The sequence below is a fragment of the Plantactinospora sp. CA-294935 genome (genome assembly GCF_050936445.1).
In the GTDB taxonomy this organism is placed as follows: Bacteria; Actinomycetota; Actinomycetes; order Mycobacteriales; family Micromonosporaceae; genus Plantactinospora.
On the sequence record NZ_JBNJMU010000001.1, the window covers coordinates 7,057,251 to 7,083,056 of the forward strand.

18 protein-coding genes and 1 riboswitch are annotated in these 25,806 nt (G+C 71.9%); of the genes, 13 read left to right on the forward strand and 5 right to left on the reverse strand.

The window, feature by feature from the left end:
- The first annotated feature begins 149 nt into the window (after window positions 1–149).
- Both ACQEVC_RS31000 and ACQEVC_RS31005 read left to right on the forward strand, forming a co-directional pair.
- On the forward strand, window positions 150–1,979 hold the full coding sequence (locus ACQEVC_RS31000) for an RNA ligase family protein (protein WP_432884569.1): 1,830 nt from the start codon (window positions 150–152) through the stop codon (window positions 1,977–1,979).
- A 2-nt stretch (window positions 1,980–1,981) separates the two neighbouring features.
- Window positions 1,982–4,438, forward strand: coding sequence for a poly(A) polymerase (locus ACQEVC_RS31005; RefSeq protein ID WP_432884571.1), 2,457 nt, complete (start codon window positions 1,982–1,984; stop codon window positions 4,436–4,438).
- A 57-nt stretch (window positions 4,439–4,495) separates the two neighbouring features.
- Here ACQEVC_RS31005 and ACQEVC_RS31010 read toward each other — a convergent pair whose 3' ends face one another.
- The gene (locus tag ACQEVC_RS31010; RefSeq protein WP_432884573.1) at window positions 4,496–5,290 is read right to left on the reverse strand and encodes a lysophospholipid acyltransferase family protein; all 795 of its coding nucleotides are present in this window, start codon (window positions 5,288–5,290) and stop codon (window positions 4,496–4,498) included.
- Between the two features lie 207 nt (window positions 5,291–5,497).
- On the opposite strand from ACQEVC_RS31010, the gene ACQEVC_RS31015 reads away from it, so the two are divergent.
- From ACQEVC_RS31015 to ACQEVC_RS31025, 3 genes are all read left to right on the forward strand, one after another.
- A complete protein-coding gene (locus ACQEVC_RS31015; protein WP_432884576.1) occupies window positions 5,498–6,955 on the forward strand; it encodes a cytochrome ubiquinol oxidase subunit I in 1,458 nt (485 codons plus the stop codon).
- 59 nt (window positions 6,956–7,014) lie between these two features.
- Window positions 7,015–8,010, forward strand: coding sequence for a cytochrome d ubiquinol oxidase subunit II (gene cydB / locus ACQEVC_RS31020; protein ID WP_432884579.1), 996 nt, complete (start codon window positions 7,015–7,017; stop codon window positions 8,008–8,010).
- Window positions 8,011–8,181: 171 nt separating this feature from the next.
- Window positions 8,182–9,051, forward strand: a complete 870-nt coding sequence (locus tag ACQEVC_RS31025; RefSeq protein WP_432884581.1) for a siderophore-interacting protein — start codon at window positions 8,182–8,184, stop codon at window positions 9,049–9,051.
- Between the two features lie 267 nt (window positions 9,052–9,318).
- Here ACQEVC_RS31025 and ACQEVC_RS31030 read toward each other — a convergent pair whose 3' ends face one another.
- Together ACQEVC_RS31030 and ACQEVC_RS31035 are read right to left on the reverse strand one after the other, a co-directional pair.
- Complete coding sequence (locus tag ACQEVC_RS31030; RefSeq protein WP_432884584.1) at window positions 9,319–10,779, reverse strand: glycine hydroxymethyltransferase; 1,461 nt, start codon at window positions 10,777–10,779, stop codon at window positions 9,319–9,321.
- A gap of 20 nt (window positions 10,780–10,799) precedes the next feature.
- Window positions 10,800–10,890, reverse strand: a riboswitch (ZMP/ZTP riboswitch).
- A 159-nt stretch (window positions 10,891–11,049) separates the two neighbouring features.
- Entirely contained in the window at window positions 11,050–11,769 is a 720-nt protein-coding gene (locus tag ACQEVC_RS31035; RefSeq protein WP_432884587.1) for a hypothetical protein, read from the reverse strand.
- 256 nt (window positions 11,770–12,025) lie between these two features.
- On the opposite strand from ACQEVC_RS31035, the gene ACQEVC_RS31040 reads away from it, so the two are divergent.
- From ACQEVC_RS31040 to ACQEVC_RS31065, 6 genes are all read left to right on the forward strand, one after another.
- A complete protein-coding gene (locus ACQEVC_RS31040; RefSeq protein WP_432884590.1) occupies window positions 12,026–12,754 on the forward strand; it encodes an SDR family oxidoreductase in 729 nt (242 codons plus the stop codon).
- Between the two features lie 111 nt (window positions 12,755–12,865).
- Window positions 12,866–13,345: a helix-turn-helix transcriptional regulator gene (locus ACQEVC_RS31045; protein WP_432884593.1), complete on the forward strand. Its 480-nt coding sequence runs from the start codon at window positions 12,866–12,868 to the stop codon at window positions 13,343–13,345.
- 5 nt (window positions 13,346–13,350) lie between these two features.
- Window positions 13,351–13,761, forward strand: coding sequence for a VOC family protein (locus ACQEVC_RS31050; protein WP_432884596.1), 411 nt, complete (start codon window positions 13,351–13,353; stop codon window positions 13,759–13,761).
- 184 nt (window positions 13,762–13,945) lie between these two features.
- The gene (locus ACQEVC_RS31055; RefSeq protein ID WP_432884599.1) at window positions 13,946–16,321 is read left to right on the forward strand and encodes an ATP-binding cassette domain-containing protein; all 2,376 of its coding nucleotides are present in this window, start codon (window positions 13,946–13,948) and stop codon (window positions 16,319–16,321) included.
- Window positions 16,322–16,584: 263 nt separating this feature from the next.
- Window positions 16,585–17,445, forward strand: coding sequence for a radical SAM protein (locus ACQEVC_RS31060; RefSeq protein WP_432884601.1), 861 nt, complete (start codon window positions 16,585–16,587; stop codon window positions 17,443–17,445).
- Between the two features lie 9 nt (window positions 17,446–17,454).
- Window positions 17,455–17,880 (forward strand): phosphoribosyltransferase, encoded by a 426-nt coding sequence (locus ACQEVC_RS31065; protein ID WP_432884603.1) that lies wholly within the window; start codon window positions 17,455–17,457, stop codon window positions 17,878–17,880.
- Here the strand turns inward: ACQEVC_RS31065 and ACQEVC_RS31070 are convergent.
- Complete coding sequence (locus ACQEVC_RS31070; protein WP_432884605.1) at window positions 17,853–20,351, reverse strand: tetratricopeptide repeat protein; 2,499 nt, start codon at window positions 20,349–20,351, stop codon at window positions 17,853–17,855. The genes ACQEVC_RS31065 and ACQEVC_RS31070 overlap by 28 nt on opposite strands.
- A 756-nt stretch (window positions 20,352–21,107) precedes the next feature.
- Between ACQEVC_RS31070 and ACQEVC_RS31075 the strand changes: the two genes are divergently transcribed.
- Together ACQEVC_RS31075 and ACQEVC_RS31080 are read left to right on the forward strand one after the other, a co-directional pair.
- A complete protein-coding gene (locus ACQEVC_RS31075) occupies window positions 21,108–21,398 on the forward strand; it encodes a hypothetical protein (RefSeq protein ID WP_432884608.1) in 291 nt (96 codons plus the stop codon).
- Between the two features lie 434 nt (window positions 21,399–21,832).
- Complete coding sequence (locus ACQEVC_RS31080) at window positions 21,833–22,849, forward strand: tyrosine-type recombinase/integrase (protein ID WP_432884610.1); 1,017 nt, start codon at window positions 21,833–21,835, stop codon at window positions 22,847–22,849.
- On the opposite strand, the gene ACQEVC_RS31085 is transcribed toward ACQEVC_RS31080, so the two are convergent.
- Complete coding sequence (locus tag ACQEVC_RS31085) at window positions 22,846–25,545, reverse strand: Hsp70 family protein (RefSeq protein ID WP_432884613.1); 2,700 nt, start codon at window positions 25,543–25,545, stop codon at window positions 22,846–22,848. The genes ACQEVC_RS31080 and ACQEVC_RS31085 overlap by 4 nt on opposite strands.
- Window positions 25,546–25,806 lie beyond the last annotated feature (261 nt).

Genomic DNA, 25,806 nt, shown 5'->3' on the forward strand with positions numbered 1-25,806 from the left:
GCTGAGAGCACCGTCGACCTGCTCCGGATCCGCGTGACCGGCGCGGTTCGCTTCCCGCTCGCCGATGCCTAAATGGCTGGCCGGGAATTGCCGCGCTGCGTACCGTTTTCGATCACCAGGTTGGTCGTCGTCGGGGGTGGATCATGCGGGTGCCGTACCCTCGCACCCCGCACCTGCCCTGGTCGCCCGGGGTGGCCGCCGACGACCTGCGGGTCGGGGACCTGTCCGGCCTGCGCGGCCGGGAGGTGGTGGTGACCGAGAAACTCGACGGCGAGAACACCACCCTCTACCGGGACGGCCTGCACGCCCGCTCGCTGGACTCGGCGCATCATCCGTCCCGGGCCTGGTTGAAGGCACTGCACGGCCGGATCGCCGCCGGGTTGCCGGCCGGGTGGCGGATCTGCGGGGAGAACGTCTACGCCCGGCACTCGATCGGCTACCAGGATCTGGCGAGCTGGTTCTACGCCTTCTCGGTCTGGGCCGGTGACCACTGCCTGGACTGGGACCGGACGGTCCGGTTCACCCGGCGGCTCGGCCTGCCGGTGCCGCCGGTGCTGTGGCGGGGCACCTTCGACGAACGGGCCCTGCGTACGCTGCGGCTCGACCCGGCCCGGCAGGAGGGTTACGTGGTCCGGACCGTCGACGGCTTTACCCGCGCCGAGTTCGCCGCCCGGGTCGCGAAGTGGGTACGCCGGGACCACGTACGCACCGACGCGCACTGGATGTTGGCTCCGGTGCTGCCCAACGGGCTCGGCCCGCACGCCCCGCTCTGGGAGGTGCGGTCGGGCGGCCGGGCGGACGTACCCGCGCTGCTCGCCGCCACCCTCGGCGGCACCGGCACCGGAAACGACGACACCGCGGGTGACGGCGGGACGGTCGAGCGGGCCGAGGAGGTCGTCGCCGACGTCCTGGCCCGGCTCGACCTGCTGGACCGCCGCGGTGACCCGCGCCTGGCCGGGGTGCTGGCGGCCCTCTTCGCCCAGCCCCGCCGGCCGGGGCTGGCGGCCCGCCTGGTCGCTCCGCTCGGCATGCCGCTGGCGCGCCGAATCAACGACCTGGTGGAGCTGCACACCGGCCCGCACCGGCCGTTTCCCGACGAGGCGCGCCGGGCCGGCCTGGTCCGGCTCGCCGACGCGGTCGACGTCGGCGTGCTGCACGCCGTCGCCGCCGCGGTGCTGACCGGCCGCGACGACGCCGGCAGCGCCGAGGCGCGGGAGCAGGTCGCCTGGTCGGAACTGCACGCCGACGAGGCCGGCCTGCTCGCCGAGGCGCCGCTGCGCCCGCTGCGGGCCGAGCTGCGTACGGCGCTGCGCGGGTGTGACCCGGAGGCGGCGGACCGGTGCTGGGCCGAGGCCCGCCAGGCGTACGCGGACGGCCGGATCGGCACGCCGGAGCAGGCGCCGGCGGCAACCTGGCGGTGGCGGTCGGGGCGCTTTCCCCGGCTCGTGCTGACGGTCGGGCCGGCCGGCAGCGGCAAGAGCAGCTTCGCGCGGCGCCTGCCGGGCGTGGCCGGGATCGTCTCCCTCGACGAGCTGCGCCAGGCCCGGGGGTCCCGCGCCGACCAGCGGGCGAACGCCGAGGTGTTGCGGGCCGGCCTGGACCGGCTCGACACCCTGCTGGCCGCCGGCGGGACGGTCGTCTGGGACGCGACCGCGCTGAACCGGCAGCAGCGGTCCCTGGTGCACGCCGTGGCCCGCCGCCGCGACGCGCTGACCACGCACGCGGTGCTGCTGGTTCCGGACGACGTGCTGGCCCGGCGCAACGCCGACCGGGCGTACCCGGTGCCGCCGGAGGTGCTCGCCGGCCAGCTCCGCCGGTTCCGGCCGCCGCTGCCGGGGGAGGCGCACCGCACCTGGTACGTCGGGCCGGACGGCACGGTCGGCGACGTCGCCGGCAGCCTCGCCGACGAGGAGCCGGAGAACCCGGCCGACGGTGCGCCGGTGCGCGACGGTGAGCCCGTGTGTGGCGAGGTGGGGTGAGCATGCGGACCAGCGAGGAGATCTACCACCGGATCCGCTGGGATCCGCGTTTCGACCCGGCCCGGTTCGTGCTCGGGGTCAACGTCCGGGGCACCGCCCCGAAACGGGTGCCGCTGCCCGCGTTCACTCCGGGCGGCGACATCCCGTGGCACCGGGTGCTGTTCATCGAGGCGGACGGCGAGGTGGTCTGGGACCGGGCCGCCGGTCTGGACCGGATCGACTCGGCTCCGGTGGGCCGCAGCCGGCGACCCCGGCTGCTCCGGGCACCGTCCTTCACCGCCGGCACGCCGTTCCGCTGGTCGGCCGGACCGGATGGCCGGACCGGCGTACCGGCCGCCGGCTGGCGTGCCGCGCCCGCGCCGGCCGGCACCGCATCGCTGCCCGGCCCGGCCCGGCTGCGGGTGCTGACCTGGAACACCCTCTGGGACCGGTACGACAGCGACCGGATCGACACCGCCCGGCGCCGGCCGCTGCTGCTGGCCGCGCTCGAACACGCCGACGCGGACGTGATCGCCCTGCAGGAGGTCGAAGCCGGCCTGCTGCACCTGCTGCTGAGCGCCCCGTGGGTCCGCGCCGGCTACACCCTGGGCACCGACCCGACCGGTCGGGACGTCGACGACACCGGGCTGCTGCTGCTCAGCCGGCTGCCGGTCCGGGAGGCGGGCCGGCACCCGCTCGGCCCGCACAAGGCGGTCGCGGCGATCACCGTGGAGTCGGCCGCCGGGCCGCTGGTGGTGGCCGGTACCCACCTGACCAGCGACCACGCCGACGGCGGGGCGGCCCGACGGCAGGTCGAACTGGCCCGGCTCGCCGAGGCGCTGGCCGGGATCGACGGCCCGGTGGTGCTGGTCGGCGACTTCAACGACGGCGGACGTGGCCCCGGCGTCCTGCCCGAGGTACGGGACGCCTGGTCCGAGCTGCACGGGCCGGCCGACCGGACGCCGACCTTCGATCCGCTGGCCAACCCGTTGGCGGCCGTCTCGTCGCTGTCCGGCCGGGCGGGCCGACTCGACCGGGTACTGCTGCGCGGCACCGGACTGCGGGCCGAGGCCGCCGCCCTGCTCGGCACCGCCCCGGCCTCCGTCGACGGCCTGTTCGTCTCGGACCACTACGGCGTCACCGTGGACGTCGTCGTCGACGGCTCGACCGACCCGTCCGGCGAGCCGGCCCGACCCGCCGGGGTCGAGCCGGAGAGCGTGCACCCGCCCCCGGCGCCCGGGCACTGCGGCACCGCACCGGCCGACCCCGGTCTGCGCACCGCACCGGCCGGCTCCGGCGTACCGGAGCAGTCGCCTGCGGACCCGCTGACCCGGCGGGTGGTGTCGCGGCTGCGAGACGCCCTGCCGGAGGCGGTGTTGCACGTCGTCGGATCGCGGCGGCTCGGCTGCGCCCTGCCCGGCGCCGACCTGGACCTGGTGCTGGCGCTGCCGGGCGTGGTCGAGATGTCGGCGGTCGAGGCCCGGGTGCGGGCCGCGCTGCCGGCCGCGACGGGGCTGCGTCAGGTGCGCGGCGCCCGGGTGCCGGGCCTGCGGCTGCGCGTCGACGACCGGGACGTCGACCTGGTGGTGGTCGCCACCGGGGACGTGCCGGCGACGGCGGCGGTGTCCCGCCGGGCCGTGCTGGACACGGCGGCGGCGGTCGCGCTGAGCGCGGTCAGCGACGCCGAGGAACTGCTCGCGGCGGTACGCGGGCACCGGTCCGCGTTCGTCGGGCTGGCCCGGCAGGTGAAGGCGTGGGCGCGGGTACGCGGGCTCGACTCGGCGCCGTTCGGCGGGCTGCCCGGGCTGGCCTGGACGGTGTTGGCCGCCCGCACGGTACGCCAGGCCGGCGACCTCTCCGCGGTCCCGCTGCTGCGGCAGTTCTTCGCCGACTGGGCGGCCTGGGACTGGCGCGAGCCGATCGCCCTGCACCCGTCGCCGGCCGGTCCCGCCGAACCGGACGGCTCGGTGGCCCCGGTCGATGCCGGCACCGATCCACCGGTGCAGATCATGACGCCCAGCGCGCCGGTCCGGTCCTGCTCGGGGCAGGTGTCCGCGGCCGGTCGGGACCTGCTGACCCGGGAGCTCTATGCCGGGTGGGAACTCCTCGACGCGGCGGGAGCCGCCCCGGAGCCGCCCCCCGAGGTGTTGTCGCCACCGCCGCTGCACCGCCGGCACGCCGCCTGGGCGGTGCTGACCGTACGGGCGGTCCGGGGCGAGGCGTTCAGCGTGACGCTCGGCCGGGTCCGGGGCCGGGTTCGGGCCCTGCTCACCGCCGTGGAGCGGGCCGGGGCAGCGGAGCCGCACGCCTGGCCGCGCCCGTTCGAGCGGACCCCGGAGCTGACCCGGTACGCGATCGGCCTCGGCCCGACGCCACCGGATCCGGTCCGGCTCGCCGAGGCGGCCGCGCCCTGGACGGCGGGACTGCCCGGTGCCACCGTCGACTGGCTGCCCGGCGGCGACGTGCCGACCCTGCGGTGAGCCGCGCGCACCGAACCCGGGCACGGTGCTCCCGACGCCGGGAACACCGTGCCCGGCTCAGCCGCCGGCCGCGTCGTCGAGGCGGGGACGGCGGTGCTGGCGCCGGGCTTCGGTGGGCCGGGTCGGGTCGACGTACCGGGGCCGGTCGGGTTCGTCGGGGCGCAGCGGTGCCAGGGCGACGGTGAGCGCCTCGATGATCGCGTCGGTGGCCCGGGCGGCGGCGCCGGGGCTGGTCGGGTCGATTCCGGTCAGGTCGACGGGCGGGCCGAAGTGCACCCGGATCACCGGCCGGCGGAGCATCGCCCGGCCGACCGCCCGGAGCATGCCGGCCGGTGCGGCGTACGGCAGCACCTCGTGCGCGCCCCACTGGGCGACGGGCACCACCGTGGCGCCACTGGCGAAGGCGAGCCGGGCGGTGCCGGTCTTGCCCCGCTCGGGCCACATGCCGGGGTCGAGCCCCATCCGCCCCTCCGGATAGACCAGCACCACCGAGCCCTGGGCGACGGCCGACGCCGCGTGCTCCAGGGCGAGTCCGACGGTCGGGGTACGCCGGTCCACCCGGATGTGTCCGCTGGCCCGCATCGCGGAGCCGACGATCGGGGCCCGGAAGACCCCGCCGGTGGCCATGATCCGGGGCGCGATCCGGCGTACCCGGCAGGCGGCGGTCAGCACCACCGGGTCGAACGGGTTGAGGTGGTTGGCGGCCAGGATCAGCGGGCCGTGCCGCAGGTTGTCGGGCACGTCGCCGGTGACCCGCAGCCGGGCGAGCAGCCCGACCACGCCCCGGGCGAGGACCTGGAGGAAGAGCCAGAAGCGAGGGGCGCGCCAGGGCGCGGCGGTGGTGGTCTCCATCAGCGGTCGATCGTCGCACGCGCCGGCCGTCCGGGAGGCCCGGGGCCGGGGGTGTCGCGCCGGCCGGGACGCGGTGCACCGCCGCCGGCTCACGAGTCCGGCGATCCGGCGGAGGCGCCCGCCGGACGTGATCGACCTCCCAGCGCCACCGTCTACGACGACAGGTAGTATTTACTACGTCCGGTAGTAAATACCTGGGGGTTTGCCGTGGACGCGCTCGACGTCGCCCGGTGGCAGTTCGGTGTCACCACCGTCTACCACTTCCTCTTCGTACCGCTGACCATCGGGCTGTCGGTGCTCGTGGCGATCCTGCAGACCCGCTGGCATCGCACCGGGGAGCTGCGCTACCTGCGGTTGACCAAGTTCTACGGCAAGCTCTTCCTGATCAACTTCGCGATGGGTGTGGTCACCGGCATCGTGCAGGAGTTCCAGTTCGGGATGAACTGGAGCGACTACTCCCGCTTCGTCGGCGACGTCTTCGGCGCCCCGCTGGCGATCGAGGCGCTGCTCGCGTTCTTCCTCGAATCCACCTTCCTCGGCCTGTGGATCTTCGGTTGGGACCGGCTGCCCCGACGGATTCACCTGGCCACCATCTGGGCCGCCGCGCTCGGCTCGACGCTGAGCGCGTACTTCATCCTGGCCGCGAACTCCTGGATGCAGAACCCGGTCGGCTACCGGATCAACCCCGACACCGGCCGCGCCGAACTCACCGACATCGTCGCCGTACTCACCAACAAGGTCACCCTGGTCACCTTCCCGCACACCCTCGCCGGCTGCTTCCTGGTCGCCGGGGCACTGATGGTCTCGATCGCCCTCTGGCACCTGCGCCGCCCGACCGGCAAGGCCGGCAAGCAGGCCGCCGAGCGGCAGAGCCCGGCAGCGGGGGAGGACCGGGCCGCGTTCCGGTTCGCCGCCCGATTCGGCGCCTGGGTCACCCTCGCCGCCGCGGTCGCCGTCGTGATCACCGGCGACCTGCAAGGCAAGATCATGACGCAGGTGCAGCCGATGAAGATGGCCGCCGCCGAGGCGCTCTACACCACCGAGCAGCCCGCCTCGTTCTCCGTACTCACCGTCGGCAGCCTGGACGGCAGCCGGGAACTCTTCGCCATCAAGATCCCGTACCTGCTCTCCGTGCTCGGCACCGGCGACCCGAACGGGCAGGTCCGGGGGATCAACGACCTCCAGGCCCAGTACGTCGCCCAGTACGGCCCCGGCAGCTACACCCCGGTCATCCCGGTCACCTACTGGAGCTTCCGATTCATGATCGGCTTCGGGTTGGCCGCCGCCGCGATCGCCGCGTGGGTGCTCTGGGCGCAGCGCCGCGGCCGTACCCCGAACTCCCGCTGGCTGGTCCGGGCCGGCCTGGTCATGCCGGTCCTGCCGCTCGCCGCGAACTGCTTCGGCTGGATCTTCACCGAGATGGGCCGGCAGCCGTGGGTCGTCTTCGGCGAGATGCTCACCCGCGACGGCGTCTCCCGCAGCGTCTCGCTGGCCGAGGTCCTCACCTCGTTCACCGCCTTCACCCTGGTCTACGCCGCCCTCGCCGTCGTCGAGGTCCGGCTGCTGATCCGGTACGCCCGCGCCGGCCTGCCGGACACCGCACCGCCCGCCGAACCCGATCCCGACACCGACGACGAGAACCGCCCCCTCGCCTTCGCCTACTGACCCGGCGCCCGCCCGCCGCACCCGCAGCCCGCCCACGACCGACCCGACCGGAGTCCACGATGGACCTGTCCACCTTCTGGTTCCTGCTCATCGCCGTGCTCTTCACCGGCTACTTCATCCTGGAGGGCTTCGACTTCGGCGTCGGCATCCTGCTGCCCGTGCTCGGCCGCGACGACCGGGAACGCCGGGTGCTGATCAACACCATCGGGCCGGTCTGGGACGGCAACGAGGTCTGGCTGATCACCGCCGCCGGCGGCCTCTTCGCCGCCTTCCCCGGCTGGTACGCCAGCCTCTTCTCCGGCTTCTACCTGCCGTTCCTGCTCGTGCTGCTCGCCCTGATCTTCCGAGGCGTCGCCTTCGAGTACCGACACAAGCGCCCGGAGGCAGCCTGGAAGGCCCGCTGGGATCTCGCCATCTTCCTCGGCTCGCTGATCCCCGCCGCGCTGTGGGGAGTCGTCCTCGGCAACCTGCTGCGCGGCGTACCACTGGACGCCCGGCACGACTACACCGGCGGACTGCTCGATTTGCTCAACCCGTACGCGCTGCTCGGCGGGGTGACCACGACGGCGCTGTTCGTCACGCACGGCGCCGTCTTCCTCGCGCTCAAGACCACCGGCGAGATCCGGGCCCGGGCCGGCCGGCTCGCCGCCCGGGCGGCCACGGCCACCGCCGCGGTCACGGCCGCGTTCCTGGCCGTCGGCCTGACCATCCGGCACACCCCGGCCGCCGTCGGGCTCGCCGTGGCCGCCGCGCTCGCCCTGGCCGGGGCGCTGGCCGCCACCCGGGCACGCCGGGAGGGCTGGGCCTTCGTCGGCACCGCCGCCGCGATCGGGCTGACCGTCGCCGCCCTGTTCGCCGCGCTGTTCCCGACCGTGCTGCCGTCCACCACCGACCCGGCCGGCACCCTCACCGTCGACAACGCCGCCTCCAGCGCCTACACCCTGAAGGTGATGACCTGGGTGGCCGCACTCTTCGCCCCCGTCGTCGTCGCCTACCAGGGCTGGACCTACTGGGTGTTCCGCAAGCGGATCGGAGTCGCCAACATCCCCCGCTGACCATCCCGCCCCGCCATCCGGAGTTGTACCGGCGACTTGAGACTTGACCGGCCGCCAACCGGCACGACCCGCGCCCACACGCACGCCAAGCCTCAAAAAGGACTTCAATGAAACAATTGAAGCGAAAGGCTCGTACAGGGCATCGACCTTCCGCAACTCCGGAGGCCCCCGATGGCACAACTTCCGATCCGGTACATCCGGGTCGCCGACGTCACCCGGATCACCCCGAAAATGGCCCGGATCACCTTCACCGGCGACGACCTCGCCGACCTGCACCTCGCCGGCCCCGACCAGCAGGTGAAGCTCTACTTCCCGAGACCGGGCCAGCACCGCCCCCGACTACCGGCCCCCGACCCCGACCTCTGGCGCTGGTACGCCGGCTTCGCCGACATCCCCGCACCCGTTCGCCCCTGGACCCGCAGCTACACCATCCGATCCCACCACCCGCACGGCAACCTGATCGACATCGACTTCACCCTGCACGAGCACGCCGGCCCCGCCACCCGATGGGCCGAATCCGCCACCCCCGGCGACACCCTCGGCATGTTCGGCCCGTCACCGGTCTTCGCCCGCCCCGTCCCGATCGGCAGCAGCGACTGGATGCTGCTGGCCGGTGACGAGTCGGCGCTGCCGGCGATCGGCACCATCGTCGAGGCGCTCCCCGCCGGCACCCGCGCGCACGCCTTCGTCGAGATCCCCGACCGGGCCGAGGAACAACACCTCGACACCCCGGCCGACCTCACCCTGCACTGGCTGCACCGCGGCGACCCGCCGGCCGCACACGGCAGCCGCCTGCTCGACGCCGTACGCGCCGCGACCTTCCCGGCCGGCTCGGTCTTCGCCTGGCTGGCCGGCGAGGCCGGCACCGTACGCGCCCTGCGGCGACACCTCGTCGACGACCGTGGCCTACCGAAACAGTCGATCGACTTCACCGGCTACTGGCGGCGCCACCTCACCCAGGACGACGACCCGACCGACGAGGACCTCGCCGAGGCACGCGAACGCCTCGCCGACGCCGAGGACGCCACCCGGACCCGGTGACCCGCACGGCGGGCGCCGGCAGCCACCCCGGCGCCCGCCCGGCAGACCCGACCCGCTGGGCGGAACCGGCACCCGTCCGGGCGGCGCCACCCGGGTCCCGCATCCACCCTCCCGGTCCCGTCGCCTCCATAGACGCCGCGGGAAGCCGCGAGGGTTACCGCCACCACCACCGAACTCGACCCGGCTTCCGACCCCGCCACCACCATGCTCAGCCCGGACCGGCCATGTCAGCCGAGATTGGCCACCCTCGGCCCGGACCGGCCACCGTCAGCCGAGATCGACCACCGGATACAGCGGATAACCTTCCAGCAGCTCCGCGGCCTGCCCCGCCACCCGCTCGGCAACCGTCCGATCCAACACGTACCGGGCCTTGGACGGCGCACCGTCCGGCCCGACCCCCGGCCGGGTCTGCGTCAACACCGTGTGCAGCAACCCGGCGACCTCGTCCATCTCGGCCACCCCGAGCCCCCGACTGGTCAACGCCGGCGTACCGAGCCGCACCCCCGACGTGTACCAGGCGCCGAACGGATCACGCGGTACCGAATTCCGGTTCGTCACGATGCCGGCATCCAACAACGCCGCCTCCGCCTGCCGCCCCGTCAACCCGTACCCCGACACGTCCACCAGCAGCAGATGATTGTCCGTACCACCGGTCACCAGCTTGGCCCCCCGCCGCACCAACCCCTCCGCCAGCGCCACCGCGTTCTCCACCACCCGGCCCGCGTAGGCCGCGAACTCCGGCCGCCGCGCCTCCGCCAACGCGACGGCCTTCCCGGCCATCACATGCGGCAGCGGGCCGCCGAGCACCATCGGGCAGCCCCGGTCCACCTGGTCGGCCAGCTCCGGCCCGCACAGCACCATGCCGCCGCGCGGGCCCCGCAACGACTTGTGCGTCGTCGTGGTCACCAGATGCGCGTACGGGACCGGATCGAAGTCACCGGTGAACACCTTCCCGGCGACCAGCCCGGCGAAGTGCGCCATGTCGACCAGCAGCGTCGCACCGACCTCGTCGGCGATCTCCCGCATCAGCCGGAAGTTCACCCGCCGCGGGTACGCCGAATAGCCGGCCATCAGGATCAGCGGCCGGAACTCCCGGGCGACCCGGCGCAGCTCGTCGTAGTCCAGCAGCCCGGTCTCCGGATCGGTGCCGTAACTACGCTGGTCGAACATCTTGCCGGAGATGTTCGGCCGGAAACCGTGCGTCAGATGCCCACCCGCGTCCAACGACATGCCCAACATCCGCTGGTCACCCAGCTCCCGCCGCAACACCGCCCAGTCCTGGTCGGTCAGCTCGTTCACGTGCCGGACCCCGGCCCGCCGCAACGCCGGCGACTCCACCCGGTCGGCCAGCACCGCCCAGAACGCCACCAGGTTCGCGTCGATCCCCGAATGCGGCTGCACGTACGCGTGCGCCGCCCCGAACAACTCCCGGGCATGCTCCGCCGCGATCGACTCCACCGTGTCGACGTTGCGGCAGCCGGCGTAGAACCGGCGGCCGATCGTACCCTCCGCGTACTTGTCGCTGAGCCAGTTACCCATCGCCAGCAGCACCGCCGGGGACGCGTAGTTCTCCGAGGCGATCAACTTCAACGACTCGCGCTGGTCGGCCAGCTCCGCCCCGATCGCGTCGGCGATCCGGGGCTCGACCGCACGCACCACGTCCAACGCCGCGCCGAACGCGACAGACTCCGTGGACCTCGTGCCGAGCGGGGACACCTGGTTGGCCATGGAAACCTCCTGGGCAGGGGAAAATTGGCCCAGGCGCACGGCACACGTCACTCGACGGGACCGCTTCCCGATGGTTGACCCCATCCCAGCACGCCAGTCACGGTCCGGGCCGAGCGTACCAACCCGCCCGGCCCGCAGCGACCAACCACGCCAACCGCCAACCCGATCCGACCGCCAGCCCCGGCCGGCGCCGCGAGCACGACCAGCCGGGGCTCCGCGTCGCCCAGATCTCCAGGGTGGACGCGTCGACGCGACGCGGGACGCCTCGGCTCAGCCCGCGTCGCGCAGCTCCGCCAACCGCGCCTCGATCTCCGCCAGCTCGGCCCGCAACTTCTCCGCCTGCTGCTCGGCCTCCCGCCGCTCCACCGCCATGATCTGCTCCACCGCCTCGTGCACCCCGGGAACATCGATCAGCGCCACCATCTTCAACGCCTCGGCCGGCTTGATCACGTACGGCTTCGCCAGCGACTTCGTGCCCTGCGTCGCCGCCAGCGTCCACTCGCCCTCCGCGTACGTCAGGGTGACCGTCAACCCCGCCGGACCCTTCGGCTTCACCGCCTTCGTCGCCCGACGGGCCGGCTTCGCCTCGCCCTCGCCCTCGCCGTCGGACGGACGGGCCGGGGGAGTGTCCACTGCGGTCACTGTTGCCTCCTCGCGGGGCGCCGGAACCGGCTCCCTGACAATCTTGAACTCTGGTTCGGCGACCGGCTCGGGCTCCGGCTTGACCGCCACCCGCCGGGTCGCACCCTTCGGCGCGACAGCCAGATCGGTGGGGGAGAAGGGCAACTCGTCCCGGCCGAACCGGACCACCACCCACTCCTCGGACACCTCCGGATCGGTCAACTCCACCACCTGACCGAGCTGACCGGCGATCTGCCCCGCCGCCTCGGTGAACATCACCTTCGGCTTGCGACCACCTGCCAACGCGTCCCTGATCTGCTGCAACTCCTCGGTGGACAACCCCTGTTCGGCGGTACGCGCGGCAGCCATCGGATCCCTCTTCCGTACACCTGTTTGATTCATGACTTACTACCAGGCCGGCCCGACAACGTCGAGACGGACACACCGGTCCGAGATCAACAAAACCGCCGCCCGGTCCCGCCCACCTCCGCCGCGCCCACACCTGGCAGGATCGCCAGCTACCGGACCCGCGCGGCCAACCCGCGACAACCGCACCCCCCGCGCGCCGGCACACCCCGGCCCCGACCCGGCAGCCGGGAACGGCGACGACCGAGGGGAGAGGCCCATGACGCCGCTGACGGTGGTGACCGGCGGCAGCCGGGGAATCGGCGCCGCGACCGTACGACAACTCGCCACCGCCGGACACGACGTCGTCTTCTGCTACCGCCGCGACACCGAAGCCGCCGACGCCGTACTCCGCGACATCGCCGCCGCCGGACGCCAGGGCCTGGCCGTCCACGCCGACACCACCGACCCCGACCAGGTGCTACGACTCTTCGACGAGGCCGGGAAACTCGGCGAACCCACCGGCCTGGTCAACAACGCCGGCGTGACCAGCCCGATCGGCCCGTTCCAGGACCTGACCGTCACCGACCTGCGCCGCGTCGTCGACGTCAACCTCATCGGCTACGTCCTCTGCGCCCAGCAGGCCGCCCGCCGGTTCGGCTCCGGCGGGGCGATCGTCAACGTCTCCTCGGCGGCGGCCACCCTCGGCAGCCCCGGCGAATACGTGCACTACGCCGCCGTCAAAGCCGCCACCGACACCCTCACCGTCGGACTGGCCAAGGAACTCGCCCCCCGAGGCATCCGGGTCAACGCCGTCTCACCCGGCATCATCGACACCGAGATCCACACCATCTCCGGGGTACCCGACCGGGCCCGGCGGGCCGCCGGCCGGGTACCGCTCGGCCGCGCCGGCCGGGCCGACGAGGTCGCCGCCGCGATCGTCTGGCTGCTCGGCGACGCCGCCTCCTACACCACCGGCGCGGTACTCCGGGTCGCCGGCGGCCTGTAGCCCCGTCCCGTGCGGAAACGTGGCGGCACGCCGTACCCGATTCCGGCGGGCGCCCCGCCGGACGGCCGTCTCGGCAAGACGTCCTGGTGAAGGCGCCAGCCGCGCTGGGCAATGTCGGCCGCTTATGGCACGATTCCGCAGGTGAGCAGCACACCCGCCGAGGCACAGCACCTCCGCGACCTGGTGCGGCTGCGTCGGGTCCGCGACCGGATCGACCGGGAGCACGCGCAGCCGCTGGACGTCGAGGCGCTCGCCCGCGGCGTGAACATGTCCGCCGGGCACCTCAGCCGCCAGTTCCGGCTCGCCTACGGCGAGTCGCCGTACGCCTATCTGATGACCCGGCGCATCGAGCGCGCCATGGCACTGCTGCGCCGCGGCGACCTCACCGTCACCGAAGTCTGTTTCGCGGTCGGCTGCCAGTCGCTGGGCACCTTCAGCACCCGGTTCACCGAGCTGGTCGGTGTACCGCCGAGCACCTACCGGGCCCAGACGGCTCACGCGACCGCGGAGATGCCACCGTGCATCGCGAAACAGGTGACCAGACCGATCAGGAATCGAGAAGCGCGGGTCAGCCAGCCGCAACTAGCGTGATGGCCATGGACATCAGCATTCACGCGGCCTTCCTCCCGCACACCGACCCGGACGCCGCACTGGCCTTCTACCGCGACGCCCTCGGCTTCGAGGTCCGCAACGACGTCGGATACCAGGGGATGCGCTGGATCACGGTCGGCCCCGTCAAACAGCCCGAGACCTCCATCGTCCTGCACCCGCCGGCCGCCGACCCCGGCATCACCGACGACGAGCGGCGCACCGTCCTCGAGATGATCGCCAAGGGCACCTACACCGCCATCACCCTCGCCACCGACGACCTCGACGGCGTCTTCGACCGGCTCCAGGCCAGCGGCGCCGACGTCGTCCAGGAGCCGACCGAGCAGCCGTACGGGATCCGCGACTGCGCCTTCCGCGACCCCGCCGGCAACCTGATCCGGATCAACCAGCTCCGCTGACCCGGCCGGCGTCACTCGGGCCGGCGCCCCCGGCGGTGCCTCCGACCCGGGTGGACCCGCGTACCGTGGTCGCGACCACGGATCAGAGGAAACCAGACAAACGACACCAATCCGGTCAGACGGTGCCAGGCGACGCCGCCGGAGACCGCGAGGCGGCCCGCCCACGAAGGGAAGACACGGAAGCATGGCCACAAGCACGGACACCCCACCGCCCGCGCCACACGTCGCCGACAGCCACGACCTGATCCGCGTGCACGGTGCCCGGGAGAACAACCTCAAGGACGTCAGCGTCGAGATCCCCAAGCGCCGGCTGACGGTCTTCACCGGAGTCTCCGGCTCCGGCAAGAGCTCGCTGGTGTTCAGTACGATCGCCGCAGAGTCGCAGCGCATGATCAACGAGACGTACAGCGCCTTCGTGCAGGGCTTCATGCCCACCCTGGCCCGGCCCGAAGTCGACGTACTCGACGGGCTGACCACCGCGATCATCGTCGACCAGGAGCGGATGGGCGCCGACCCCCGCTCCACCGTCGGCACCGCCACCGACGCCAACGCCATGCTGCGGATCCTCTTCAGCCGGCTGGGGGAGCCACACATCGGCTCGCCCAGCGCCTTCTCCTTCAACGTCGCCTCGGTCCGCGCGAGCGGTGCGATCACGGTCGCCGGCAAGACCACGAAACAGACCTACACCCGCACCGGCGGCATGTGCCCCCGCTGCGAAGGCCGGGGCAGGGTCTCCGACATCGACCTCACCCAGCTCTACGACGACTCCAAGTCGATCGCCGAGGGCGCCTTCACCATCCCCGGCTGGAAGTCGGACAGCTGGTGGACCGTACGCACCTACGCCGAGTCGGGCTTCCTCGACCCGCACAAACCAATCCGCGAGTTCACCAAGCGGGAAATGCAGGACTTCCTCTACCGGGAGCCGACCAAGGTGAAGGTCGAAGGCGCCAACCTCACCTACGAAGGGCTGATCCCCAAAATCCAGAAGTCCTTCCTCTCCAAGGACCGGGAGGGGATGCAGCCGCACATCCGGGCCTTCGTGGACCGCGCCGTCACCTTCACCACCTGCCCCGAATGCAGCGGCACCCGGCTCAGCGAGGCCGCCCGGTCGTCCCGGATCAAGGGCGTGAACATCGCCGAGGCGTGCGCGATGCAGATCAGCGACCTGGCCCAGTGGATCCGCGACCTCGACGAACCGTCGGTGGCGCCGCTGCTCGCCTCGCTACGGCAGACCCTCGACTCGTTCGTGGAGATCGGGCTCGGCTACCTCTCGCTCGACCGGCCGTCCGGCACCCTGTCCGGCGGCGAGGCGCAGCGCACCAAGATGATCCGCCACCTCGGCTCCTCGCTCACCGACGTCACCTACGTCTTCGACGAGCCCACCATCGGCCTGCACCCGCACGACATCCAGCGGATGAACAACCTGCTGCTACGGCTACGCGACAAGGGCAACACCGTACTCGTCGTGGAGCACAAGCCGGAGACCATCGCCATCGCCGACCACGTCGTCGACCTCGGCCCCGGCGCCGGAACGGCGGGCGGCACCGTCTGCTTCGAGGGCACCGTCGAGGGACTACGGGCCAGCGGCACCATCACCGGCCGCCATCTCGACGACCGCGCCACCCTCAAGGAGACGGTGCGCAAGCCCACCGGCCGGCTTCCGATCCGCGGCGCCACCGCCAACAACCTGCGCGACATCGACGTCGACATCCCGCTCGGAGTGCTGGTCGTCGTCACCGGCGTCGCCGGCTCCGGCAAGAGCACCCTCGTACACGGGTCGATCCCGGCCGGCGCGGGCGTGGTCTCGATCGACCAGGGCGCGATCCGCGGTTCGCGACGGAGCAACCCGGCGACCTACACCGGGCTGCTCGACCCGATCCGCAAAGCGTTCGCGAAGGCCAACGGGGTGAAGCCGGCGCTGTTCAGCGCCAACTCCGAAGGCGCCTGCCCCAACTGCAACGGTGCCGGCGTCATCTACACCGACCTGGCCATGATGGCCGGCGTCGCCACCACCTGCGAGGAGTGCGAAGGAAAGCGGTTCGAGGCATCGGTACTCGAATACCACCTCGGCGGCCGCGACATCAGCGAGGTGCTCGCGATGTCGGTGACCGAGGCCGAGGAGTTCTTCGGCACCGGCGAGGCGCGTACCCCGGCCGCGCACGCCATTCTGCACCGGCTCGCCGACGTCGGGCTCGGCTACCTCAGCCTCGGCCAACCGCTCACCACGCTCTCCGGTGGCGAGCGGCAGCGGCTCAAGCTGGCCACCCACATGGCGGAGAAGGGCGGCGTCTACGTCCTCGACGAGCCGACCGCCGGCCTCCACCTCGCCGACGTCGAGCAACTGCTCGGCCTGCTCGACCGGCTCGTCGACTCCGGCAAGTCGGTCATCGTCGTGGAGCACCACCAGGCGGTCATGGCACACGCCGACTGGATCATCGACCTCGGCCCCGGAGCCGGTCACGACGGCGGCCGGATCGTCTTCGAGGGCACACCCGCCGACCTCGTCGCGGCCCGCTCCACCCTCACCGGACAGCACCTCGCGGCCTACGTCGGCCGCTGACCGGGGCGGGGCCGACACCGAGCCAGCCGCCGGCGTCGATGCCCGGTCGGAGCGGGGCCGGCCGCTCCGGACCAGCCGGTGTCGGTTCAGAACCGGGGGCTTCTCGGTTCTTGAGCTGCGGTGGCCCAAGTTGGTGAGGTTCCTTGAAGAGGAATGATTCTCATCATCTTGGGCCAGGTGCAGGTTTCTTGGTGCCGTGCCAGGGCCTCAACCCGCTGCGGTGATCGGAGGCCGTGCTCCAACAACAGAAGTAGAATTGCTCCATGGTGGGACCGCTGAACCTGCTGGCCCTGGAACTCAACGCGGTGACCCATTGCAACCTCTCCTGTGTCGCCTGCAGCCATTCGAGTCCGGTCTCGGCCGTCAGCTTCGCCCGAGTCGCGACCGTCTTGCGGGACTTCAGCGCGTTCGCCCGGGTGACCACGCCTCGTTACGTCCGTGTCGTCGGTGGCGAGCCGCTGCTGCATCCCGATCTGACCGGCGTTCTCGCGGCGATTCGGGAAGCGATGCCGGGGGCGACGATTCGCCTCTACACCAACGGGACCCGCATCCGATCCGCTCCGGTCGGCTGGCTGCGGCTCGTCGACGAACTGCTGGTGTCGGTCTATCCCCGAGCCGCGATCACCGACACCCAGCTCCGCTCTTTGGCGCGTCTCTGTGCCGACAGCGACACGACCCTCCTGGTCGAGCGGTTCTTCGCGTTCCGGGCAAGTGTCCCTGAGCGCCGGTTGACCGACGCCGAGGCACGCGACGTCTTCGAGACCTGTCAGATGGCCCACGCCAAGAGCTGTCATGTGGTTCAGGACGGCCATGTCTACCTCTGCCCGCCGTCGGCGCCCTCCTCGATCGGAGAGCATGCGCTGCCGTCGTGTCCGATCCTGCCGACCGAGACGTTGGGCGAGAGGTTGCGTGCCTTTCTCGGACGTCCAGCGCCGATCGAGCTGTGCTACTCGTGCCTCGGCACGGTCGGAACCCGCGCGGCGCACACGATGGCACCGCGCCGGGATTGGGCCGCGCTCAGCCACCACGGTCGCGTCGATTATCCTCATCTGCGGACACTCCGGGCGAGCCCGGACTCCGACAATTTCTGTTCCACAGCCGAATCGTGGATGGCCGACCCCTAGGACCTTCGATTGCCCGATCTGACGTGGCCGAACGTCGAGACGCTGAATGCCGCGCTGGCCGCCGGAATCCGGGCGGCGAATCTTCGTGTGAACCACATCGTCGCGATCTCGCGGGGAGGCTTCGTTCCGGCCCGGTTGCTCGCCACCGCGCTTGGTGTACGCCGCTTGAGCAGCATCGGAGTGTCGTACGAGGACGCCGGCCGAATGACGCCGACCATGTGGGCGCCACCCGCAGGCCTGCTCGCCGCGGACCGCGTCCTGCTGGTGGAGGACGCCATCGAGAGCGGGCGCAGTGCGATGTACGCCGCCGAGCAGATCCGCCCTCGCGTCGAGGCGCTCTTCACCGCCGCGTATCTTCGCCGCCCCGACTCGATCGCTCACCTGGACTTCGTCGTCGAGGTGAGCGCTCAGCTTCCGCGTTTCCCCTGGGAATGATCGCTCAGCGCAGCTTGTGCCGTGCCCATCCGCTCCCGGAGATCGGCCAGCACGGTCACATTGTTGCGTTCCTGGACCACCGGTAGCGCGGCGTTCCAGGCGGACAGCGCTTCGGCTGGCTTGTGCAGCAGCCACAGCGCCTTTCCGAGTTCGATGTGGGCCATCGCGGTCCACCACCGGTCGGCGACCCGCTCCAGAATCGGCATCGCCGTTCCGAGCGCTCGCATCGCCCGCCGCCCGTCACCCGAGTCCGCGTACGCCCGGGCCAGATGAACCTGGGCCACGGCACCCCGCCGCTCGTCGCCGAGCCGGGTCATCACGGCCAGGCTGTCGGAGAGCCTTCGCAGCGCGGCCGGATAGCGCTCCTGCCCACGGTAGACGTCGCCGATCCAGATGCCGGCGTTCGCCTCCCACCAGTCGTCGCCGACCCGCCGGAACACAGGCAAGCTGAGGCCGAACTCCTGAAGCGACTCGTCGTACGCATGCTGCAGGTGGTAGATGTCCGCGATGTTGGCCGTCACGTACGCCCACGCGTGATCGTCACCCACCTCGGCGTAGATCCGGCGTGCCTCCTCGAAGAAGGGCAGCGCCGCCTCGATCTCGCCGAGTTGATGGACCTTACCGATGGCGCAGAGGCAGGCCGCCCTGATCGAGGGGATGTCATTCTCCTGGGCGAGATCCCGGGCCTGTTCGAACTCGCTCATCGCCGTCGTCCAGTCGCCGAGGAGGTGGTGCACCCGGCCGAGCTGGAAGAGGAAGAAGACCTGCTCGGCGGGGGAGGCTGCGGCCGAGCGTCCGACCATGGCCAGCGTCTCCCACTCACGCCAGTGCGACCACTCCTCGCAGAACGCGATCAGGGCGGAGGCCAGCGCGGTCACGTCGCCGCGCTGGCCGACGGCCAGCAGTTGGTCGGTAAGAAGCAGCAGGCTCGCCAGCTCCGTCTCGCACCAGAGCCGCGCCCGCTCGGCCGACTCGAGCGGCACCGGCGGCGCCTGCCGCGGGTCCGGCAAGGTCAGGACGGGGAAGATGTCGTGCCGCGGGGCAGCGCTGCGGATCAGCGCGTCGGCCGCCCGTGCCATCACCACGTACGTCCGCCCCACGGTTTCGACAGCGGCCGCGGCGACCTCGCTGTGATCCGTCCGTTCGGCGAGCTTCTCCCGGGAGAACTCCCGGAGCAGGTCGTGGTAGCCGTACCGGCTCTGACCGACCTTGTCCGGCCCGAGAAACTCGATCATCTCTTCCCGCATCAGCTCGCTGCGGCCGGTCAGCGCGGCGTTCCCGGCGCGGGTGTCGAGCTGAGCGAGCATCCATTCGGGGAACGTCTTGACGGTGACGGCGCCCAAGGTCGCGAAGAGCCGGCGTGCCGATTCGGACAGCGCCACGAAGCTGATCTCGAGCGTCGACCGCACGGCGCGCTGGCCGTCATCGAGGGTCGAGAGCAGGGTCTGCTGGGCGAGGAGATGCTCCACGACGTCCTCGACCCGGCGAGCCGGGTCGGCCGCCAGCCGGGCGCCGAGAATCCGGATCGCCAGTGGTAGGTACGAAGCCAGGGCGACCAGCCGCCGGGCCGCCTCCAGCTCCTGATCTGCCCGTCTCCGGCCGATGATGCTGCGGAGCAGGTCGAGGGCCTCCTGCTCGGTGAGCACATCGAGCCGCAGCGCGGTGATGCCGTCCAGCCCCGCCATCCGGGCCCGGCTCGTGATCAGCACCACGCTTGTCGACACGCCCGGCAGCAACGGCTGCACCTGGGCCTCGGACTGAGCGTTGTCCAGAAGGACCAGCATCCGCCGACGAGCGAGTATGGACCGGAACAGCCGGGACCGGTCGGTCAACGACTGGGGTATCGCGTCCGCGCTGACGCCGAGCTCCCGCAGCAGCGAGTCGAGCACGTCATGCGGATCCAGCGCCTCCGCCTCCGGCCCGCGCAGATTCACATAGATTTGACCGCTGGGAAAGGAATGGGCGACCAAATGGGCCACGTGCACGGCCAAGACGGTCTTCCCCACACCGCCCTGCCCGGCGATGGTGGTCACCAGGACGGCGCTGCGGTTCCCGGAAGCCTTCACCAACGCTCGGGACAGAGCCCGGACCTGCTCGTTGCGTCCCGTGAAATCGAGAAGATCCCGAGGTAGCTGGCTCGGCACGGTCTCTCGCCTACTTTCCGGCTTGCTCCTGCTCTCCAGCGAAAGCACGATCTGGACGGCGGTGAGCAACCCGACTACCACCGCGGCCATGACACCGACGACCATCCGCGTCGTCGGGGGCAACCCCGACGACCCGGCGAAGAGCGAGAGGTAGGCACCCGTCGCCGCTACCGAGGTGATAGCCGTGAATCGCAGAATAACGGGCGTGCTCACCCGAGTCCGCCACTGTCGTCTGGCTGTCATCCCTTCCGCCCACGCCCCGTCCACCACTGGTCGGCCCCAGCCCTGGGCCCATCCGCCCGTCCGGGCGTGACCCCATACATCCATAGATCGCTGTTGATTGCAAGATGTCACGGGTGGGCGCTAGGCGTACGCGAAACGGCGGCTACGCCGGCCGGAGCCGGGCGTGACCCGGTCCGACCGAGATACGGCGTGAGCCTGCCGTAGCGGGCCGTTCCCCGTTATCTGAAGCCGCGATCGCCGACCACCTCGTCGCGCACGGCCTGGTCCTCGAGATGCTCACCGGGCCCCTGCCCGGCATCTACGGCCCCAGCGGGCCCGGCCGGATCCTGTTCTTGTACTTCGCCGCGCTGCTCGACCCGATCGACCCCGTCTGGCCGCCAGAATCCAGGGGCCGTCCCTCGACCGGCTCGAATAGCCGCTCCTCGGCCTCGCGCTGGGAGCGCGCCGCCCTCCAAGATCACCCTTAGCGCCAGTTTCCGTTCCGATGTTCCTTCCGCCGCCTATTCGACCTGATGCGAGTACGCGGCGGTCTGCATGTGGATGCGCCGGAGTTCGCACTGCTGGTCGCGTGAGCAGTGGCACCGCCGACTGTAGACCTCGTGGATGCGACCCTCCCGCAGAGGTTTGTGGAACCGCATCGCTGACCTGCATGCTTCACAAGCGGGTCGCATTAGATGCGAGATTTTTGCATCTAATGCGATGGCGGGAGGTCACTGTTAGGGGAGGGGAGCACGCCGTGCCGGGGTCGGCGGCCCTGCAACTGGTCGACGGCGTCCGGCTGGATCGGCGAGTGCGAGAAGCGGTGCAGGTGGTTCACGAGACGAGTTCGGGGAGTACGGCGTGCTTTACGTACGCCACGGCAAGGCGATGAAGGGCTCGCCGCCGAAGCGAGGCAGCGTGCTGACGGCCTGGTCCTGGGCGCCGGAAATCCTCGCCGAGTGGGTCAAGGATATCCGGCCGCTTCTGGCCGTCGAGGGGGACTCAGCATCCCGACCGTTGCCGGCCGCCTCGCCGCACTACGCCAACTCGTACTTCAAGCACCGGCCCCCGGTCGTCGCCCAAGCCGCCGGCTTCCACCACGCCACCGAACGACACCACGCCGGTTCCCGCTCTGGACCGCGAGGTCGATAAGGTACATTATGTCAACTAGTGGTTCCGGGGCCCCTCCACCGGGGGCGAGACGCCGGCCGAGCGGCGACCACCCCGATCCGCAACCGGGTCGGGGTGGCAAAGCCTGGAAATCCATGGCATGCGGGCGCCGGGCGGCGCCGGCTACCTGGTACGGGACCCGATCGCGCACCCAGCCCGGCCGAACTCGCCTTGACGCGAGGTTGGCCGGGCTGCGGCTGGCCGGGCGCTGGAGCGACTGGTGACGTACTCCCGTCGCCGGTGAGAGCCGCGGCCACGACTCGATCTGACCGCAGCAGAAACCACATCCGGGGCCGAACCTGCCGCTCCTCGTCCCCCTCTCCCGGTTCGGTGGGCCGAGCTGGAGCGGCTCGGGAGCAACGTCTGCCAAGATCGCCGACTGGCCGAATTGTCGGAAATCATGCATAATATTCGTTATGCAGGACAAAGAGGACTTTCTGCTACTCCCCCTGGTCGAGCAGTTCCTGACCTCCCGCGCCACCCGCAAGCCTTCCCCGCACACGCTGGCGGCGTACCGCCGGGACCTGCTGGCAATCGCCCGGCTGGTCGCCGACCACCACACCACTCCCCTCCCCCTGGCGGCCCTGCCGATCCGTGCAGCGACCACGCGGTCGCTGCGGGCGGCCTTCGCCCGGTTCGCCGCTCCCCGGGCCGCCGCCTCGATCTACCGGGCCTGGTCCACCTGGAACGGCTTCTTCGACTTCCTGGTCGCCGAGCAGGTGGTGACCGGCAATCCGATGCCCGCCGTGGACAAGCCCCGGGTGCCCCCTGCCCCGCCGAAGCCGCTGCGCGGCGCGCGTACGCCGGAGCAGTTGCTGGCCGGAGTCGTCCGGCCAGACCAGCGGCAGCGTGATCCGTGGCCGGAGCGGGACCTCGCGGTGCTGGCCCTGGCGCTCTGTGCGGGGCTACGCCTGGCCGAGTTGCTGGCGCTGCGGGCGGGTTCGCTGGTCGGCCGGGACGGCGAGCGCCGGGTCGAGGTGACCGGCAAGGGCAGCCGGTCCCGGATGATTCCGGTGGAGCCGGAGCTCGACCGGGTGATCGGGGACTATCTGGAGAGTCGACGCCGCCGGTTCGGCTCCCGTACGGTCGGGCCGGACTCGGCGCTGCTGGTCGACCGGCAGGGTGCGCCGCTGCGCCGGGGTGGCCTGCAGTATCTGGTGGAGTCCTGCTACCGGCGGGCGGGGATCGCCGACCGGGTGCCGCCGGGAGCGCGGCTGCACGCGCTGCGGCACACCTTCGCGACCCGGTTGGCCGAGGACGGGGCGAGTGCGCCGGAGATCATGCGGCTGCTGGGGCACGCGAGCCTGGCGACGAGTCAGAGTTACATCGAGGTGACCGCCGAGCAGGAGCGGGCGGCGGTGCGGTCGAACCGGACCAACCGTTCGCTGGGCACGCTGTTGTCGGAGTGGTCGGGTGCCGGCGATTCCGCTTAACGGGGTGCGGCGGTGGGCAGGCCGGAGACGTTGAGGACGAGGGTCCGGCGGTCGGCGGTGACGACTCCGACCAGGTGGTCGTCAATCGCCACCTGTTCGGGTCTCTTGTCGCCGACGGCGAACCGGTTGGTGCCCTGCCCGACGGTGGTGTCCTCGACCTGTAGGTGCCAGCGCGGCGGTGAGCCGCCGACGGTGCTGAGCAGCAGTCGGCCGTCGGCGGTGGCCTCGAGGCTGGCGGACTCGGGGAGTTCAAGTTTCTGTGCGTCGCCGCTGGTGCCGTTGACGAGTCGGGGGTCGCTGATCGTGTCGAAGGTGCCGCGTCCGGTGACCAGCATGTCGCCGTGGGCGTACCAGTTCTCGTCGGAGTGTTCGACGGTGGCGCTCCAGCGCTGTTTGCCGGTGCCGGTGTCGAGGGCGATGACCCGGTGGTCGACGCTGTTGGTGATGGCGACGCAGACGAGCTTGGACGCGCAGGGTTTGATCCGTTCGACGCGGTCGCCGGCGGCGAGCGGCACCTTCCATTTGAACCTGAGGTTGGGTACGGCGTAGGCGGCGAGGACGTGGTCGTCACCGGTGGTCTTGCCGATCACCGCGTTGTCGTGGGCGGTCCAGAGGTCGGCTTCGAGTGGTAGTTTGCCGCTCCCCCGGACTTTTCCGGTCTTGGCGTCGAGTACGTAGCCGCGGTCGTTGGCGGAGTCGAGTTCGACGATGGTGCTGCTTCCGCCGGGTGCGTCGTTGAGGGTGCCGGCGACGGCGGGCAGGGCGCCCGGGGCGGGTGTGCCGGGTGTGGTCCACTGCCGTACCGGCTCGGCCCGGTGTTCGCCGGAGGTGAGCAGGTCGGGTTCGCCGGCCTTGCTCCACACCTGTCGGCCGGTGCGCAGGTTGATGCGGCTGATCGCGACGTCGTCGGAGCTGCCGAGGGTTTCGACGACGGCGTCGGTGCCGTAGTAGGCGACGTCGACGCGGTCGGGCCAGACACGTTGCCAGAGGACTTTGCCGTCTTTGCCGGAGAGTACGGCGCGGACGTTCTCGCCGCCGTTGGTGACGGAGTCCTCGCCGTCGACGATGATCAGGTCTTCGACGGCGGTGAGTCGTAGGTCGGTGGGTTCGATCGGCAGGGTCGCCGTCCACCGGGGTGGGCCGGCGGAGGCTGTCAGGGCCACGACTTCGGTGCTGCGGTTTCCGGCGACGGCGGAGATCACGTCGGTGCCGCGTACGGTGACGGCGGCCGCACCCCGGCGGGTGCTGACGTATGCGTTGACCTGGTCGAGGGTCCCGGCGGGTGTGGCGCTGGAGCCGAGGATGCCGAGGCCGGTGATCTGGTTGTTCAGCCATTCGCCGCCGACAACGACGGTGCTGACGCAGCCGGCGACGGCGAGGAACGCGGTGGTGGTGACCAGGAGGCGGCGGATCCGTCGGCGGCGCGGGTTGGCCGGTGACGCGGGCCGGGGGGTGGCCGGTCGCGGTGCCGGGGCGGGTGGCTGTGCGAGTCGCCCCGCGGGCGGCACGGGTGGCGCCGGGGGTGGCGGAACGGGGCGCGGTGGGACGGGGGCGCCGCTGGTCGGGTATCCCGGCGGGCCGCTGGTCGGGTACCCGGGCGGGGTGGCCGGCTGTCGCGGTTCGGGTCCGGTGTGGTGGACGGCCCCGTACGCGACGGGGAGTTCGGGTTGTTCGGGGACGGTGGGGGCGATGCCGAGCCGGGCGTGCAGGCGGCTGGCGACCAGGGGCAGCCGGCTGGATCCGCCGACGAGCAGCAGGCTGTTGAGGTGTCGGGCCTCGATGCCGGCCCGGTCGAGGGTACGGCGGGTCTCGTCGACGGCGCGGGCGACGAGTGGTCCGGCGATCCGGTCGAGTTCGTCGCGGGTGAGGTGCAGTGGGTCGTCGCGGCCGGGCACCTGGACGGGGGCGCTGGCGGTGCGGGAGAGCATCTCCTTGGCGGCGCGGACCTCGGCCCAGAATGCCTGCCGGTCGCGGCGTTCGGCGGGGGTTTCGGGGTGGCGTAGTCGTCGCCACTGTTCGGGGTCGCGGAGTTCGACGAGTTGGCCGAGGTGGGCGACGAGGGCGTCGTCGATGTCGAGGCCGCCGAGATCGTCGAGGCCGCCGGTGGCGAGGACGCGCAGGCCGGTGGGGTCGCGGCGGACGACGGCGACGTCGAGGGTGCCGCCGCCGAAGTCGAAGATGCCGATGCTGCCGCCGACGGGGATCTGCTGGTGAAGGATCTGGGCGCAGTAGGTGGCGGCGGCGACGGGTTCGTCGAGGAGTCGGACGGTGCCGAGACCGGCGTCGGCGGCGGCGGTGCGTAGCAGGGTGCGGCGGGGTTGGCCCCAGTCGGCGGGACAGGTGAGGACGGTGGCGCCGGTGGGGTCGATTCCGGCGGTACGGGCTTCGTCGGCGACCCGGCGCAGGGTGGCGGTGAGGAGTCGTTCGACGGGTACCTCGTCGGTGCCGAGCAGCAGGGTGCCGTCGTCGACCCGACGTTTCGGGTGTGGTTCGTACCGTTGTGGGTCGGTGCGGCCGAGCCGGACGGCGTCGCGTCCGGTGTGCACGGTGCCGTCGGGGGTGAGGTGGCCGGCGGAGGCGAGTAGCGGGGTGCCGTCGAAGATGAGGGCCCGGGCCGGTTGGTGGTGGTCGCGGCGGACCACGGCGACGGTGTGGGTGGTGCCGAGGTCTATGGCGAGCCGGACCGGCTGGTCCACCGATGTCACCTCCGGGTGCGGCGGGCGCGGCGGGGTGGGCCGCCGCGTGCGGATGCTACTTCCCGCCGTGCTGCTGGCGGGGCGGGGGTGCCGCCGGTCCGGGGGTGTGGGAGGCGTTCGACCGGCTCGGTGTGTCCGGAGCGACGGTGTCGGGGCGGGCGGCCGGAACTCGCCGGCCGGGCGCGCGGGTGGGTGTCGCCGGCAGGACGGACACCGTCGTCGACGCGGCCGGGTGGGGAGGGGCGGGCCTTCTGGAGCCTT